At 70.2% G+C, this 14,949-nt stretch carries 19 protein-coding genes and 1 tRNA gene; 5 read left to right on the top strand and 15 right to left on the bottom strand.

Features of this window, described 5'->3' with window-relative positions:
• Nucleotide 1 precedes the first annotated feature (1 nt).
• From repSA to AB0L75_RS06945, 11 genes are all read right to left on the bottom strand, one after another.
• The gene (repSA, locus tag AB0L75_RS06995; protein WP_365176395.1) at nt 2-1,402 is read right to left on the bottom strand and encodes a replication initiator protein RepSA; all 1,401 of its coding nucleotides are present in this window, start codon (nt 1,400-1,402) and stop codon (nt 2-4) included.
• Nucleotides 1,399-1,569 (bottom strand): hypothetical protein, encoded by a 171-nt coding sequence (locus AB0L75_RS06990; RefSeq protein ID WP_365176393.1) that lies wholly within the window; start codon nt 1,567-1,569, stop codon nt 1,399-1,401. The genes repSA and AB0L75_RS06990 overlap by 4 nt, the downstream gene beginning before the upstream one ends.
• A gap of 5 nt (nt 1,570-1,574) precedes the next feature.
• The gene (locus tag AB0L75_RS06985) at nt 1,575-1,757 is read right to left on the bottom strand and encodes a hypothetical protein (protein ID WP_365176391.1); all 183 of its coding nucleotides are present in this window, start codon (nt 1,755-1,757) and stop codon (nt 1,575-1,577) included.
• 92 nt (nt 1,758-1,849) lie between these two features.
• Nucleotides 1,850-2,086 (bottom strand): hypothetical protein, encoded by a 237-nt coding sequence (locus AB0L75_RS06980; protein WP_365176389.1) that lies wholly within the window; start codon nt 2,084-2,086, stop codon nt 1,850-1,852.
• A gap of 1 nt (nt 2,087) precedes the next feature.
• Nucleotides 2,088-2,399, bottom strand: a complete 312-nt coding sequence (locus AB0L75_RS06975) for a SpdD protein (protein WP_365176387.1) — start codon at nt 2,397-2,399, stop codon at nt 2,088-2,090.
• A gap of 19 nt (nt 2,400-2,418) precedes the next feature.
• A complete protein-coding gene (locus tag AB0L75_RS06970; protein WP_365176385.1) occupies nt 2,419-2,604 on the bottom strand; it encodes a mobile element transfer protein in 186 nt (61 codons plus the stop codon).
• Between the two features lie 19 nt (nt 2,605-2,623).
• A complete protein-coding gene (locus tag AB0L75_RS06965) occupies nt 2,624-3,220 on the bottom strand; it encodes a DUF2637 domain-containing protein (RefSeq protein WP_365176383.1) in 597 nt (198 codons plus the stop codon).
• Between the two features lie 72 nt (nt 3,221-3,292).
• A complete protein-coding gene (locus tag AB0L75_RS06960) occupies nt 3,293-3,460 on the bottom strand; it encodes a hypothetical protein (RefSeq protein WP_365176381.1) in 168 nt (55 codons plus the stop codon).
• 5 nt (nt 3,461-3,465) lie between these two features.
• Nucleotides 3,466-3,693, bottom strand: coding sequence for a hypothetical protein (locus tag AB0L75_RS06955; RefSeq protein WP_365176379.1), 228 nt, complete (start codon nt 3,691-3,693; stop codon nt 3,466-3,468).
• Nucleotides 3,694-3,771: 78 nt separating this feature from the next.
• Entirely contained in the window at nt 3,772-5,109 is a 1,338-nt protein-coding gene (locus tag AB0L75_RS06950) for an FtsK/SpoIIIE domain-containing protein (protein WP_365176377.1), read from the bottom strand.
• A 2-nt stretch (nt 5,110-5,111) separates the two neighbouring features.
• The gene (locus AB0L75_RS06945) at nt 5,112-5,444 is read right to left on the bottom strand and encodes a hypothetical protein (protein ID WP_365176375.1); all 333 of its coding nucleotides are present in this window, start codon (nt 5,442-5,444) and stop codon (nt 5,112-5,114) included.
• Between the two features lie 188 nt (nt 5,445-5,632).
• On the opposite strand from AB0L75_RS06945, the gene AB0L75_RS06940 reads away from it, so the two are divergent.
• Nucleotides 5,633-6,391 (top strand): GntR family transcriptional regulator, encoded by a 759-nt coding sequence (locus tag AB0L75_RS06940; protein WP_365176373.1) that lies wholly within the window; start codon nt 5,633-5,635, stop codon nt 6,389-6,391.
• Nucleotides 6,392-6,984: 593 nt separating this feature from the next.
• Here the strand turns inward: AB0L75_RS06940 and AB0L75_RS06935 are convergent.
• Nucleotides 6,985-7,069, bottom strand: a tRNA-Ser gene (locus tag AB0L75_RS06935).
• 511 nt (nt 7,070-7,580) lie between these two features.
• Here AB0L75_RS06935 and AB0L75_RS06930 point away from each other — a divergent pair.
• A complete protein-coding gene (locus tag AB0L75_RS06930) occupies nt 7,581-8,078 on the top strand; it encodes a hypothetical protein (protein WP_365176371.1) in 498 nt (165 codons plus the stop codon).
• Nucleotides 8,079-8,127: 49 nt separating this feature from the next.
• On the opposite strand, the gene AB0L75_RS06925 is transcribed toward AB0L75_RS06930, so the two are convergent.
• A complete protein-coding gene (locus AB0L75_RS06925) occupies nt 8,128-9,600 on the bottom strand; it encodes a trypsin-like peptidase domain-containing protein (protein ID WP_365176369.1) in 1,473 nt (490 codons plus the stop codon).
• Between the two features lie 214 nt (nt 9,601-9,814).
• On the opposite strand from AB0L75_RS06925, the gene AB0L75_RS06920 reads away from it, so the two are divergent.
• From AB0L75_RS06920 to AB0L75_RS06910, 3 genes are all read left to right on the top strand, one after another.
• On the top strand, nt 9,815-10,645 hold the full coding sequence (locus AB0L75_RS06920; protein ID WP_365176367.1) for a glycerophosphodiester phosphodiesterase: 831 nt from the start codon (nt 9,815-9,817) through the stop codon (nt 10,643-10,645).
• Nucleotides 10,646-10,833: 188 nt separating this feature from the next.
• Nucleotides 10,834-11,472, top strand: a complete 639-nt coding sequence (locus tag AB0L75_RS06915; protein WP_365176484.1) for an ATP-binding protein — start codon at nt 10,834-10,836, stop codon at nt 11,470-11,472.
• Between the two features lie 184 nt (nt 11,473-11,656).
• Nucleotides 11,657-12,646 carry a DUF5926 family protein gene (locus tag AB0L75_RS06910; RefSeq protein ID WP_365176365.1) on the top strand — a complete coding sequence of 330 codons (990 nt, stop codon included), beginning with the start codon at nt 11,657-11,659 and terminating at the stop codon, nt 12,644-12,646.
• Nucleotides 12,647-12,888: 242 nt separating this feature from the next.
• Here AB0L75_RS06910 and AB0L75_RS06905 read toward each other — a convergent pair whose 3' ends face one another.
• Complete coding sequence (locus AB0L75_RS06905) at nt 12,889-13,548, bottom strand: hypothetical protein (RefSeq protein ID WP_365176363.1); 660 nt, start codon at nt 13,546-13,548, stop codon at nt 12,889-12,891.
• 163 nt (nt 13,549-13,711) lie between these two features.
• Nucleotides 13,712-14,377 (bottom strand): bifunctional DNA primase/polymerase, encoded by a 666-nt coding sequence (locus AB0L75_RS06900; RefSeq protein WP_365176361.1) that lies wholly within the window; start codon nt 14,375-14,377, stop codon nt 13,712-13,714.
• Nucleotides 14,378-14,949: the final 572 nt, after the last annotated feature.

The raw sequence follows: 14,949 nt of genomic DNA, 5'->3' as shown, positions 1-14,949 counted from the left end.
GTCACCACACCCCCTCTGAACTGGCATCGACCTGGTCAGCCGCTTCCTGACGGGCGAGGTCGCGGTTCTGTGCGATGTCGCGGCGGATGTTGGCGGCGAGCCAGGATTCGCCGGGGGTGTGGCCGTGTCCGGCGTAGGTCCAGTGGGCGAGGGTGAGCGTTGTTGCCTCCGTGTCGTCGGGGTCGGGCAGGCCGAGGGCGGCGCGTTGCTGGGCGGCGCGGTAGTCGGCGCGGACCTGGCGGAGGGCGCCGAGGGTGGTGGAGTACTGGCGGGACTTGGTGGAGAAGTGGCCACGGAAGCCGAGCATGTGAGCCCAGTCCCGGAGCTTGCGGTCCGGGTAGAGCGCGTGCAGGTCGAGGCACGCGGCGATGAGCCGGGCAGGGTGGTCGGGCACGCCAAGGAGCGCGAGGGCTTCTTTGTTGCCGATGCGGCGGTCGACGGTGCCGGTGGTCTCCGCCGCTTTGGTGGCGTACTTGGCGAGATAGGAGGCAACGGCCTGTTCGGTGATCTCTTCGCCCTTGCCGAAGGCCCGGATCGGGCGCACGTCGAGCTGTTTGCCCCACGTGAGGCTGCGGGCGGGCTGGTCCCTGGCAGGCTTGATGTCGACCGTTAAGCGCTCCGGGTCGGCGGCGGCATGGATGGCGTCGGTGAGCAGGTCGAGGGTGGCCCAGGCCGGGGGCGGACTGTCGGGTCCGTCTGGACCGTCGAAGCGGATCACGGCATGGAAGTGGACGGCACCGCGCTTCTGGTACTCGGCGACCTTGCCGAAGGAGACGCGGGACTGTTCGTGGGCTTCCTTCTGCGTGAGCCCGGCGCGGCGGGCGATCTCGCGACGCAGGTAGATCGTGAAGTAGCGCCACAGCTCGGAGGCATGGTTGTTCCACAGCACCGCGCCCGCGTAGTCGTAGGTTTCGGGATCGAGCGGTGTGCCGAGTTCGGGCGCGTCCTCGCCATGACGGATGCCGCAGCGGCAGGGCCGGTTGTCGTGCCGGTTATGGACCGGGCCGAACGAGGGGGCGGTGAGGGTGGCGAAGACGCGGGGGTGATCCCGGATCGTTTCGGGGGTGCCCTTGGCGGGGTCGCCGACCAGTCCGGCGCGGATCAGGTGGTAGGTGTCTCCGGCGTAGGTCCAGGCGCAGGCCGGGCAGCGGGAGGCACGGCGATTGCCGCAGGCGAGGCGAAGTCGGCCACCGGGTTCGGTGTCGGTGGAGTAGTGGTGCAGGACATGACCGGTGGCCTTGTCTCGGGTGACGGTGGCGCCTTGCAGGTGGATGGGGTCGGAGCAGCCGCCGGTGCGGCGGATCTGGTCTTGGAGGCGGTCGAAGCCGGTGGACCCGGCCAGCCTCAGCACGTCGGCGAGGGTGGCCGGGTCCAGGCCCGCCATGGTGGCGGTGTCCGTCAACGCTCATCCCCCTTCGCGGTGTGGGCGTCGATCCACTCCTCAGCGCAAACCTTGTGGACGGGCTTGCCCCGGTCGGAACGCAGCGGGGTGGGCTTGGTACAGATCACGCAGGGCTGGTCACCGCTGTGGTCGAAGTGCTCCGGAGAGCGCCAGTCGAGAAGAGCCACGACGGTCACCTCCCGACCTGGGCGAGCACGAGGACGGGGATCCTGTGGCCGGTGCCCTTGCAGGTCGGGCAGACGACGCGGAGGGTGGCGCGGGTGCCGTCGGTGTTGCGGGTGCCGGTGGTGATCGCGGCGGTGGCGAAGCCGTCGCAGTCACGGCAGACGGGCGTGTTCAGGGCGTGCTGAGGCATGATGGGGCTTCCCTTTCGGGTCCGTTGATCAGGAATGGGTGCAGGCGTCCGGGGCGGCGGTTCTTTGGCGAGAGAGCCGCCCCGGGGGCCGTTCAGCGGCGGCGGTTGCGTCCGCGAGGGATGGGCGGGATGGAGTCGTAGGACTCCTGGCCGGAGCGGAAGTCGCTCAGGTCGGTCACGTCCTTGTCGTTGCCGACCTGGCGCATGATCCGGTTCATGGCCTTGGTGTCGCGGTGGCGGCGGGCGATGGCGTAGTCACGGCCGAGTTCGACCATCTCTTCGTTGCGGGCGGGTTCCGGCGTGTTGTTCTTGCGGCTGAAGATCCCCATGTCAGTGGCCTTTCTGGTTGTTGAGGAGTGAGCGAAGGACGACCGCGCACACGGCGACAGACATGCCAGTGATGGCGACCGCCAGCAGCAGCGAGACCAGGACCGCGCCGACGACGAGGACCACGGCGGTGCCGCCGCCGACGAGGGCAAGAGCGGTGCCGGGGGTGAGCTGGATGGTCGGCCGGTTCGAGGCCGGGGCCGCCGGGGCGACCGGAGCCGGAGCCTGTACGGCGGGAGCCGTGACGGGGGCCTGCGGCTGGACGGGCGCCGGGGGCGGGGCGGTGTCCGGGGTCGGGTACTTCGGGGTGAACACGAGCGGGTCTCCTTCCGGATCAGGCGTTGCAGCGGTGGGTGCGGGCGGCGAGTTCGGCGGCCGAGCGGTCGCCGTGGTCGGTGGAGAAGCCGCACTTCGGGGCGGTGCAGGCGGCGGCGTGCCGGATCTGGCCACGGCCGTTGTTGTACGAGCCGACCTGAACGGGCCCGATGCGGATCACGTCGTAGTAGCGGTTCGGGCGCACGGTTGAACCTCCTTGGATGTCAGGCGAGTTGAGCGGCGATGGCCCCGGCGAGGTCGTCAGGGACGCCGAGCCGGGCGCGCAGGGTCGCCGTGTCGATGTCCGTGCCGGTGCGGGTGCGGTGGTCGGCAGCGAGCTTGCGGGCGTGCTCGACCAGTGCGGGAGGCACGACCGGTGCCGTTTCCGGCAGAGCCGGAGCAAGCTCCGGGGCGGTGATCTGCTCCGCCTCCACCTCCGGGTCGGGTGCGGGGGCCGGGTCGGGTGAGGCCGAGTGAGCGAGCAGGGTGCCGCCCAGGAAGGCGAGTGCGGGCCATCCGGCGATTCCGAGGCGGAGCAGCGCGGGCGGGTTCGCCAGGTCGAGGAATCCGGCGGTGGCGACGTTCGCGCCCAGCGAGGCGACCAGGGCCACGAGGAACCAGCACCAGGCCAGCCGGGACCGCTGCACCCGCAGCCGACGCCAGGCAGCGACCAGGAGCAGGTCAACGCTGACGGGGTAGGCCCAGGCCTTCCAGCCGGACTGTCCGGCCGCTGCGGCAAGGTCATGCAGGTGGGCGAAGGACAGGGCCCCGGCAATCACAGCCTGAACCAGAACGGCATCCGGGCGGATCGAACGGACCATCGTCTTCACCTCCTTCAGAGGGTTGAGCCAGGGCGGGCGGTCTTTGTCCGGCCGCCCGGTCCCGGCAGGGGGCTAGTCGGCGGGGGCGTCGCCGGAGCCGAGGCAGTTCAGGCACAGGCCCGTCTGAGCCCCGACCGCGTGACGCTTGCGGCCGACCCGGACGGTGCGGGAGACCTCTCCGGTGCCCTTGCAGACCGGGCACTTCGGGGACTCCGGGACGGTGACCTTTCGCCTGGCCATGCCGGTCACTCCCCGTCGGAGTCGAGGCGGGGATAGCCGTGACCGGCGGGCGGGTAGACGCCATCTGCGCGGGCAGCGAACTCGGAGTCCAGGGCGTCACCCAGGACCATGACGAACTGGTCCGTCTCCAGACCGAGATGCATGTCGTTGTGCAAGGTCTCGAACAGGAAGCCGAGCCGGTTGGCGTCGTCTCGCTCCTGCGGGGGGAAGTCGAACCAGGGCCTGCTGGGCATTGCTGTCCTCCTGTTTTCGGCATGGGTCGGGTAGGGACTTGGCGCGATGCGGTCACGCCGACCGTGGAGCAGGGGTGGTCAGGGAGCGGCCGGGATGGACTCGACGGCCGGGGCACCCTTCGGCGTCGGGATGCCGAGGAAGGGCCGGAACGGGGCCAGGAACGGCAACTCCGGCGTCAGGTGGGCGAATTCGCGGCAGACCGCCGCAGCTTCTGCGGGGGTGGTTTCGGGGGTGCGGATGCGGGACCAGCCGCCGGAGGTGTCACCCGCCACCGCGATACCGGGGCGGTCCGGCTGGATCGTGGTCACGGCCGAGACCGCGTCGGGGGCGATGTCGCCCAAGCCCATTTCTGCGGTCTGCTTGTCGTTGACCCGGTGCACGACCCGCCCGGTGAGCTGAGCCCGCAGAGCCGTCGCGCCCTTGCCGAGGTCGGAGCCGAAGCGCTGGCCGCACACTTCCAGGTAGATCCCGATCGCGCGGGCCATCTGGCCCAGCCGGACCAGTTGCATGACCGTGTGGTCCCGGGCCGCCTCGTCCTTCTTCGAGGTCACCCAGAACAGCTCAGCCACCTCATCGATCAGGACGACGAGCGGGACCGGGCGGACCTTGTCCGGCAGAGCCCACACGTCGGATACGCCGTGGCGGGCCAGCAGGTCGAAGCGGTCTTCCATCTCGCCGACCAGCGCGTCAATCAGGTACCCGGCGCTCTGCGGGTCGGTGGCCAGCGCCGACAGCCGAGGGGCATAGGCGCTGTGTTCCACCCCACGCTTGCAGTCGATACCAACCAGGGCGACGGGCAGTTGGGCCAGGCCCTTGACCAGGTTGCGCTGATACACCGACTTGCCCGACTGATTGGCACCCAGGGTCAGGGCGTGCGGCACCTTGCGGTACTCCCGCTCAAAGACCGTGCCGTCCTCGCGCAGCGCGACCGGGACGACCAGGTCACGAGGGTGCGCCGAGCGAGGCAGCCGGACCCGGCGGAGCACGTCGTAGCCGGTCATCCGTAGTTCGACGTACCCCGGCTTGATCTCCGCCACGGTCACCGACTGCACCCCGAACGCGTGCCGGAGCCGCTCGGAGGACGCGGCCACGTCCGCCGGTTCCAGGCCCGCCGGAAGCCGCAGCGTGACCCGCAGCCCGGTCATGGTCGGCCGGACCCGGCGGACCTTCGGCGGCACCGGCCGCACCTCCCGACGGGCCACGTTCCGGGTCATGAAGGCCCGCAGGCGAGACGGCTGAACCGCCAGCCCGCACACCTCCATCGTCGACCCGTACGACCAGGTGAACCGGGACCAGGTGACCGGCAGGCCGACCAGCGACCAGTACACGCGGGGGGCTCGGGTCTTGGCGTAGCCGAGCCCACCGACACCGGCCGCAGCACTCCCCAGCTCGAACCAGGCGGCTACGTCGGTCATGGTCAGGCTCCGAGCGGTGTGATGGCGACCGCGCGGAACGAGATCCCGTGCCGCTTCTGGCCGTTGAACTCGTTCTCCCAGTCACGGGCCTTCAGTCCGGTCACGGCCACCGGAGTACCCGGCGCGATTCCCTCGGGGACGCCGGTCTCCGGCACGGTCACCTGGTAGAGGTTCCCCTCCCCCTCATCCGAGACCAGCAGACCCACCGTCGAGAGGCTCGCGTTGGTCTCACGGTCCACGGCCCGCTCCCCGGCCTTCTTGTTGACCATCTTGGGCTCCGGGGCGGTCGCCACGAACACCACAGCGGTCGAAAGGTCGATCTTGAAAGACGGCATGAGCACATCCCTCGTTCTGGGAGGCCGCCTCTCGCGACCTCTCTAGACATCTCCAGGAAAGCACATGTCTAGAGACGTTGCAAGAGAGATGTCTAGAGATGTTGTCGGCGAAGGATCGCGGATACACGCACCGAGCGGGCGCCCCACCTATGGCCTAGGCTGTCTAGAGAAGCGAGGAGGGTTCCGGAATGGCCAACACCGACGACGACCGTCGGCCGAAGTACCAGCGGATCGCGGACTCCCTACGTGAGGCGATCCAGTCGGGCGAGTACGGTCCCGGTGATCGGCTTCCGGGAGAGAACGACCTGATGACCCAGCATGGCGTAGCTCGTATGACGGCTCGCCAGGCCCTGGGCGTACTCAAGGACGAAGGGGTCGCCGAGTCCCGCAAGGGTGCAGGCGTGTTCGTGCGCGACTTCCGCCCCCTGAGGCGTCGAGGCATCCAACGGCTCGCGCAGGAACAGTGGGGTAGCGGCCGGTCAATCTGGGCCGCCGACATCGAGAACCGCTCGCTTGTGGTGGATCAGGTGACGGTGTCGGAGGAGGCGCCGCCGGAGCGAGTCAAGTTGGTTCTGGAGCTGGCCGACGAGGACAGCGTGTGCGTGAGGCGCCGACGCTTCGTCCTAGATGGGAAGCCCGTCCTGCTTGCGACGAGCTATCTTCCAACGTCGGTGGTCGCAGGCTCCGCAATCACGCAGGAGGACACGGGCCCCGGCGGCACCTACGCCCGGCTTGCCGAACTCGGATACAAGCCAGTGCACTTCCGCGAGGAGATCCGCTCACGCATGCCTTCAAAGGATGAGGCTGGGCAGTTGAGCATCTCTGCGGGTACGCCGGTCATCCTCATCTGCCGGACCGCGTTCGCGGACGAGGGCCGCCCCGTCGAGATCAACGAAATGACGCTCGATGCCGCCTCGTACATCCTGGAGTACGACTTCGACGCGTAGCCCTCGCAGGCTGTTACAGGTTTCTCTACCTCATCAAGCCCCGGCTGCGCTCCGCTCCGCCGGGCGCGCTCCCGGCTCCGCTGCGGGCGACGCTCCTGCCTCCGGCCCGCTCCGCCCGCGCTGCGCCGACGCGCGCCCACATGTGGATAGGGCCCGTGGCCATGAGTGGAGGCCCATACTGCCAAACCGCCAGCGGGGCCGGTCGGCTCCGAGGCTTTAGGCAGCCACCATGGGGCGAGCCTCGAAGATCATGGCCCCAACGTCGTGCTTTACCGGGCAGGTCCACAGACTGCCCGACGCGCCGGAAGCTTACGGGGCCATGATCACTCGCCCCATGGCAGCTCCCGCCCAAAGCCTCGGAGCCGACCTCTCGCCGTTGCTGGCTCTCCGCCGACAGGAGCAGGGAAAGATGGGAGTAGCGAGCGGATCACCTACTAGTCACTAGTAGGAGGACCAACCTCAAAGCCGTGTGCGACCGTGCCCCGTCCGTGCCCGATAGACCGGGAAATCACGGGGAATCGCGGTCACCAACAGGCAACGTGCACGCCGAAGGCCCCCGACCGATGTTGCTGGTCAGGGGCCTTCAACCTGCGCGGTGGGTGTGGGATTTGAACCCACGGTGACTCGCGCCACGACGGTTTTCAAGACCGTTCCCTTAGGCCGCTCGGGCAACCCACCTGGCCTCCGTCCACCTGGGACGGAGCGGGTACAGCGTACCGGTCTCCGCTATCGCGCGGGCGGCGCGGTCCACAGGAGATCCACACGGGGTCCGGCGGCCGGGGGTCCGCCGGTGGCGCGAGGACGGCGAGGAGGTTATGGCCGAGAGGCAGAACGACCGGTCTTCCTGCCTCCCGAGAGATCAGAGCTTCTATGGGAATCCGCAGCCGGACCGCGTTCAGCAGGGTCGTGTGGGCGGCTGTCGAGTCGTCCAGGTAACCCGCGGCCATCGCGCCGTCGTACAGCATCAGCAGCGCACCGGCGGCCGACTCCGGGTCGGCGTGGCCGAGCCGGGTGAGCAGCCCCTGGAAGAGCGAGCGGATCCTTGGTCAGGAGACAGGCCACGACCAGGCAGCTCGCCGCTCACATGGACGGCATCGAACGGCCATAGAGCCAGGACATCGCCGACACCGTCGGCTACATGGTCACCCGGCCTTGCCCGGCCGACAGGTGCCCATGGCAAGGTGACGGCATGGGTTTCCTCGACCGGCTCCGTGGCACCAAGTACCCCGAGGACGGGGTGAGTCCACTGCCCGCCCAGGAGCTGCGGGCCGCGCTGCTCGCTCTGAACGGGACGGGCGTGCCGTTCCGGATACGTCAGGCCTTCGGCGCGGAGAAGGCGGATCTGGTGGCGGAGTGGCAGGTCGTGGTGCCCTACTCGGGCGACATGCTCTCCGCCAAGAACGTGGAGCGGACCATGAAGGCCCGAATGCGCTTCGCTCCCGTCAGGCGCGAGGTGCATGTCCTCGATGAAGTAAGAGAAGTCGCCCTGGTCGGGAACCCCCCACGGCGGGGTCTGTCCCGGCAGTGGAGTCGTGGACCGTCCGTCCAGCGGCAGTGGACGTACGAACGGGGACCGGACGGGCGGCGGCACAAGGTGGTCCTGTTCGACTCCCGTGACATGCGGGACCCGCTGCGCAACACCGTGCTCGGCGCGGGGTGGATCTGGCGAGGCGTCTTCCGGCTCTGAAAGTCCGGACCTCGGCTCTGAGAACCCTGACGGGGTACGGGCGCCCGGCTCAGCTGTCGCCCGCCCGGGCGCCCAGGGTCAGGTCGACCGTGTGGTCCTGGCCGCCCCGCTTGTAGGTGATCGTCACCTTGTCGCCGGGCTTGTGGGTCCAGATCTCGCCGATCAGGGTCGGGCCGCTGTCGATCACCATGTCGTCCAGCTTGGTGATCACGTCACCGGGCTTGAGGCCCGCCTTGTCGGCCGGACCACCCGACTCGACCGCGGCGGCGCCGCCCGCGCCCTGGTCGGTGATCTTCGCGCCGTCGGTGGAGTCCTCCAGCGAGACGGAGGCGCCGATCTTGGCGTACACCGGCTTGCCGGTCTTGATCAGCTGCTGGGCGACGTACTTGGCCTGGTCGATCGGGATGGCGAAGCCCAGACCGATCGAGCCGGACTGGCCGGAGCCGCCGAAGCCGCCGCCGCTGGTGCTCGACTGGATCGCCGAGTTGATGCCGATGACCGCGCCGGAGGCGTCCAGCAGCGGGCCGCCGGAGTTGCCCGGGTTGATCGACGCGTCGGTCTGCAACGCGCTCATGTACGACGCCTTGCTGGTGGAGCTGCCGTCGCTGGAGGCCACCGGGCGGTTCTTGGCGCTGATGATGCCGGTCGTCACGGTGTTGGACAGGCCGAAGGGGGCGCCGATGGCGATCGTCTCGTCGCCGACGGCCACCTTGTCGGAGTCGCCGAGGGCGAGCGGTGTGAGGTCCGACGGGGCGTTCTTGAGCTTGATGACGGCGACGTCGTAGCCCTGCGCGTGGCCGACGATCTCGGCGTCGTACTTCCTGCCGTTGGGGAACGTGGCCGTGAGCTTGCCGCCGTTGACCGCGTCGGCCACCACATGGTTGTTGGTGACGATGTGGCCCTGCTTGTCGAAGACGAAGCCGGTGCCCGTGCCGCCCTCGCCGTTGCTGCTCTCGGCCTCGATGGTGACCGTGCTGGGCAGCGCCTTGGCGGCCACGTTGGCGATCGTGCCCGGCGCGCGCTTGACCTGCGCGGCGCTGCTGTCGGAGGCGGAGACGGTGGTGGAGCCGCTGTTGTCGTTGTCCTTGGCCAGGGTGTAGCCGAGGCCGCCGCCAAGGCCGCCCGCGACCAGCGCGGCCACCAGGACCGCGGCGACGAGCCCGCCGCGTCCGTTGCGCGGCTTGGGGGCGGGCTGCTGGTACGACGCGCCCCAGCCGCCGACTCCGGCCGCGCCACCCGCACCGCCCGCACCGCCCGCACCGCCGAAGCCTCCGTCGGCGCCCGCACCGCCTGCGCCGTAGGCCGGGCCCCCGCTATGGGCCGGGCCCTCGCCGTGCGGCGGGGTGGCCGGGGGCGGCCAGGAGCCCTCGGGGGCCGTAGCGTCCTGGGGTACCGGCGGAAGGGGAGCCGTCGGTGCGGTCCCCTCGGGTGCGGAGCCCTGCGGGGAGTCGGGAGAGGCCACCGGCACGGGGGGTGCGGACGGGGCCGGGGGTACCTCGTTGCCCTCGTTCTCGGTGCTCACAGCTCTTCTCCTCGATCCACGGCTGCTGTATGCAGTCAGCTTTTCCCACGGGCCGTCAGAGCACCATAAGCGGTGCCTGTGGGTCCGGGGACTTTGTTTACATAGGATCTTTCACACAAAAGTTATATAAACGGACAGGTCGAACAACCGCCGTTCGCCGCGCGGACGCATCCGCGCCTCCGCGCGTACCCCGCGACGGTGGCACCATGTCGCGGTGACCCACGCACCACAGCGCTCCATCCAGATCGTCGCCCACCGAGGCGCCTCCGAAGACGCGCCCGAGCACACTCTGGCCGCCTACAAGAAGGCCATCGAGGACGGCGCCGACGCCCTCGAGTGTGACGTACGGCTGACCGCCGACGGCCATCTGGTCTGCGTCCACGACCGCCGCGTGAACCGTACCTCCAACGGCCGCGGCGCCGTCTCCGCCCTGGAACTGGCCGATCTCGCCGCCCTCGACTTCGGCTCCTGGAAGACGCGCGACGCCTGGCGCGGACGGGACGAGGAGCCCGACTGGGTACACCGGCCGGAGGATCCGGCGGACACCTCCGTGCTCACCCTGGAGCGGCTGCTGGAGCTGGTCGCGGACGCCGGGCGGCGGGTGGAGCTGGCCATCGAGACCAAGCACCCCACGCGCTGGGCCGGACAGGTCGAGGAGCGGCTGCTGGCGCTGCTGAAGCGGTTCGGCCTGGACGCGCCGGCCTCGGCCGCCGAGTCCCCGGTCCGCATCATGAGCTTCTCGGCGCGTTCGCTGCATCGCGTGCGTGCCGCCGCGCCGACGCTGCCGACGGTCTACCTGGTGCAGTTCCTCACCCCGCGGCTGCGCGACGGACGGCTGCCCGCAGGCGTGGGGATCGCGGGGCCCTCGATCCGTATCGTGCGCAACCACCCCGGCTATGTGGAACGGCTGAAACGGGCCGGTCACCAGGTCCACGTCTGGACCGTGAACGAGCCCGAGGACGTCGATCTCTGTGTGGACCTGGGCATCGACGCCATCATCACCAACCGCCCGCGCGCGGTCCTGCGCCAACTGGGGCGTATCTGACCGCGAAAGACCGATTGTGACCTCAAGAGGCCGGTAAAGAGCCGCGCACATCCCTTGACCCTGCTGTGCGGCTGCTGAATCCTCCAGTCTCGGCCACACCAATGAAATCCAGCCATACGGCGACCAGGGAAAAGACCTTCGTCACAGGGAGTGCTCCGGCGCGTTCGCTCCGTGCAGGGCCATTGCGAATGCGTCACCGGAAGGGGATTGGCCGGTTTCCGGTACAGGCCAATGGGGCATCCACACCGTGGCGTGGGGCAAAGGAGGTCTCGGGGGTGGCGTTGGTGGTGGCACAGGAGGTGCCCACGTCGTCGAGCATGGCCGTACCCCATGGCCCTGCGGGCGTGGGGAAGGCGAGGCACCGGATGCGTTCGCAGCTGCGCAGCGGCGGCGTCTCCGAATCGGTCATCGACGATGCCGTACTGATCCTTTCCGAACTGTTGAGCAACGCCTGCAAACACGGGCGGCCCCTGGGCGACGCGACGGTCGGCGACGGCGACGTGCTCGCGGCCTGGCGGGTCGACCCACGCGGCCGGCTCATCGTCGAGGTGACGGACGGCGGCGGTCCGACCCGCCCGGCGCCGGCCACCCCGTCGGTGACGGCGCACGGCGGCCGGGGGCTCAACATCATCACGGCCCTCGCCGACGACTGGGGCGTGCGCGACGACGTCCGCGGCGAGGTGACGGTCTGGGTGGTGGTCCACGTGGACGTCCACGATCCCGATGCCGGGTGCCGCCAGGACGGTTTCGCTACGCGCGTCACTGCCCCCGCGCTCGCGGACATCGCCGGTCTGGACTTCGCGGACGCGTTCGACGACCTGGACTGACGGACCCGGCCGAGGACGGTCCGGTGCGGGTCCGGAACAACACGCGGAACGCCCCCAAGTCGTCCACAGGTTCACACCCTTGGCGTCGAGCCGGCGTGCGTTGTCCACAGGTTCCCGCCGGTCACGGCCTGAACGGCTAGGCTCCCGCCCGTACGAGAAGAGCCGTAACCGGGAGACACCCACGATGGCCAAGAAGCGACCCCAGACGAAGGCCGGGCGGCCGCAGCCGACCGGCGGCGCCCGCGCCGCAGGCGCTGATGGACAGATTCCGGTGGTCGGCGCCCGCGAGCCCTGCCCCTGCGGCAGCGGCCGGCGCTACAAGGCGTGCCACGGCCGGGCCGCGGCGCACGCGGCGACCGAGCTGGTGCCCCGCCCGTTCGAGGGACTGCCCGGTGAGGGCGACTGGGTGGCACTGCGCGAGCTGGTGCCGGCCGCGACCGTCACGCTGACCCTCAAGGACGGCCTGCCCGAGGGCGTTCCCTCGGTCACGCTCGCCACGGTGCTGCCGATGGCCTGGCCCGCGCTGCGCCGCGACGACGGCTCGGTCCTGCTCGGCCTGCAGAACGACACGGCGTCCGGCGACCTCAGCCGCGACCTCGCCGACACCCTGCTGCGCGCACTGGAGGCCGAGCCCGGCACCCCCGTGCAGGGCCGCCGCGCCCCGTCCGGCGGTCCGCGGCTGCAGGACGTGCTCGACCTCGACGCGCCCTTCGAGCCGGTCGTGCAGAGCGGCTTCGAGTTCTGGGTGCCGGACGCGGAGAACGCCACGCCGGAGGTGACCGCGTCCCTGGAGCGGGCCAACGCCGCCGCCATCCCGACGGCGAAGCTGACCGGCGTGGACGCCGCGTACTGGTGCGAGACCCCGGAGAAGAACCACCTGCGCTGGGTGATGCCGCACCCGGAGGAGCAGCTTCTGGACGCTCTCGCGCGGCTGCACGCGGCGGGCCGCTCCAACCTGGGCGAGGGCACCCGGCTCGTGGGCTCCTTCCGTGCTCACGGCCTCACCGTGCCGGTCTGGGACCTGCCGAGCGGGGTCACGGCGGACGACGTGGAGAAGCCGGCCACCGAGTTCGCCGAGCGACTCGCCGCCGCCCTCGCCACCACCGAGCCGCTCACACCGGAGGAGCGCCGGGCACGCGGCGGACTGACCAACCGGCAGGTCACGCTCAGCTGACGCGTTCGCGGGCGCGGTTCTCGACTGAACGGTCGGTGAGTGGTGCCGCGCCCGCGAAACAGGTGACTCCTGTCACAACTCCCCCTGGAGACAGGGAAATCGGTGGCCGAATGCCCCAGACGGAATTTGCGAACCGCCGATCTCTTGTTACGGTTCCCATAGCCCGGTTGCTGGTGCATCCCCCGTCGCCAGCAACCGGGTCTTTCCATGTCCGTGTACGGTGCACAGTCCGTCGCGGTGCGTCAACTCCCGTCAGTGGGCGGGGAGTTGCGGTCACCGCCCGCCGCATCACTGCCCGAGCGCAGCAGCAGCGCGCTATCAATCCCCCGGGTCGCGAACTCGTCGACGGCCGTGTAGCCGTCCGGCCGGCCCTTGGTGCGCTGACGGGGCGTCTCGCAGGTGGCGGGCTCGTCGTCCTCGTTCGTGACGCAGTGCATCTGCACACTGCGGCCGTCCGGACCCATCAGGCTCAGCATGGAGTCCAGGGGCTGGCCGGTGGCGTTGCGGTAGTAGGTACGGGCCCAGGTGTCCGCGCCCTGGGTCAGCACACAGGTCTGGGCCTCCAGGCCGTCGGGAGCGGTCAGCTGGGGACCGCAGCGCGTGGCGGTGTCCAGGCCGAGCCCGAGCAGCCGGGGCGAGCCGGGCGCGGGGACCTTCGCGTCCGCGCCCCCGGCCGCGTCCTCGTGCGACCCGGCCTTCTCGCGGGGTTTGCCGGCATGGCCGCGCCCGGAGTGACGGCCGCTCCCGGAGGTGCCCCCGCCCCCCGGGGTCCCTACGGCGTCGTGCGGTCTGCCCGTCATCGCCTGCCGGGCCGCCTCGCGGACCTGCCCCGCGGAGGCCACGGCCAGTGGCAGTACGACCGCGGCCGCCACCACACCGATGAGCCCGAACAGCCACCACATTCGGCTGTCCGGTCCACGCACCCCCGCCGGCCGCGGCGCGCGCCGCGGCGCTCGACGGCCGTGCCGCCCCGACGACCGACCGCCCTGTCCCCCAGAAATTCGCAGCATGTGCGGAAGATAACGAGCGAGCGGGGCTCGCCTGACACGTCCGCGCCGGACACCGCTAGAACTCGGGTGCGCTCACACCCGTACGAGTGAGGGCGTCGACCACGGCATCCACCACGGCCTCCACGCCTGGGACCCAGGGCGCGGCCGAGCCGGGCAGCGGGGCCCGCTCCCAGCGGACGGCGCCCTGGCCGGTCTCGGACGGGGGCAGGGCGAGATATCCGCCCTCGCCGTGGAAGCGCAGGGAGCCGGGGACGAAGTCCTTGGCGTAGAGCAGTTCGCCCAGCTGCTCCATGGAGTACGGCTTGACGAGCAGTGCCCAGCGGTTCGGGGAGGCGATCACCGGGCCGAGGCGCATGCCCCGCCGGTCGAGCAGGGCGAGGGCCCGGGAGGCGGCGAGCGCCGGCAGGCTGACCGCGCAGGGCGCCTTGCCTCCGGTGGCCAGGACGATCGGCGCGCTCGGCCGGTTGGTCCACCACCAGCGCACCATCCGCGCGTCGGTCGTGGCCGCGAGCAGGCCCGGGTCGAAGGGGTGCGCACCGGGCACCGTGCACTCCGGGTCGGGGCAGGCGCAGCGGGCCCGGCCCTGCGGGTCCGGGGCCACACCCGGCAGTACCGGCCACTGCCACTCGGTCGCGAAGGTCAGGGCCGCGCCGATCAGCTCAGGCCTCCCGGCTTTCCGCCTGGACAGGAGCCTGCGTCGCCTTCCGAGGATCTCGCGCATGAGCGCTCGTTCCTTTCCGTTGCACCGCTGGCAACACCGTGGTCCGCATCACACCATGTGTCGATCACTTCACTGTGCGTACCTATTGGCGCATCACACCCCTGCACAGGACAGGGGGAACCCCAGGGGGTTGAGCATGAGCCGCGTCCACGTCCGTAGTGCGTCCATCAAAAGCACGGTTGCGGCGCGGGGGTGGCGAAGTATGGCGTTTTGCCGTCGCGCGTGTTTCTCTCCGCCTCCGCCAGGGAGGATGGGGCTCGGCCGTCGGTGGCTATGACGCCCGGGTCCGTCGCCAGGTTCCGGGTGGCCCCCAACCACCCCTGGCCTTCTCCGAGTACGTACCCATCACGACCGCTGTGACGCTCTGTGGAGCAAGGCCAGTCGACCGCAATGAACCGATACCCGAGGCAGTTTTAGGCCAACTTGGCAGTAAGGCAAGGGGTTCGAAAGAAACCCTCGTCCGCCCCATGGACACCAGGAATCCCTGCAGGACAATGCTGGACATCCCCTCACGAGTGCGTGTACATGTGGAGACACCGCTAGCGGCGCAGAATGACATGGGGGTTTTGCGA

Origin of the sequence: Streptomyces sp. NPDC052101 (assembly GCF_040680235.1) — a bacterium.
Lineage (GTDB): Bacteria > Actinomycetota > Actinomycetes > Streptomycetales > Streptomycetaceae > Streptomyces.
Note: the sequence above shows the minus strand (reverse complement) of the source record. Positions and strands in the feature narration are given on the sequence as shown.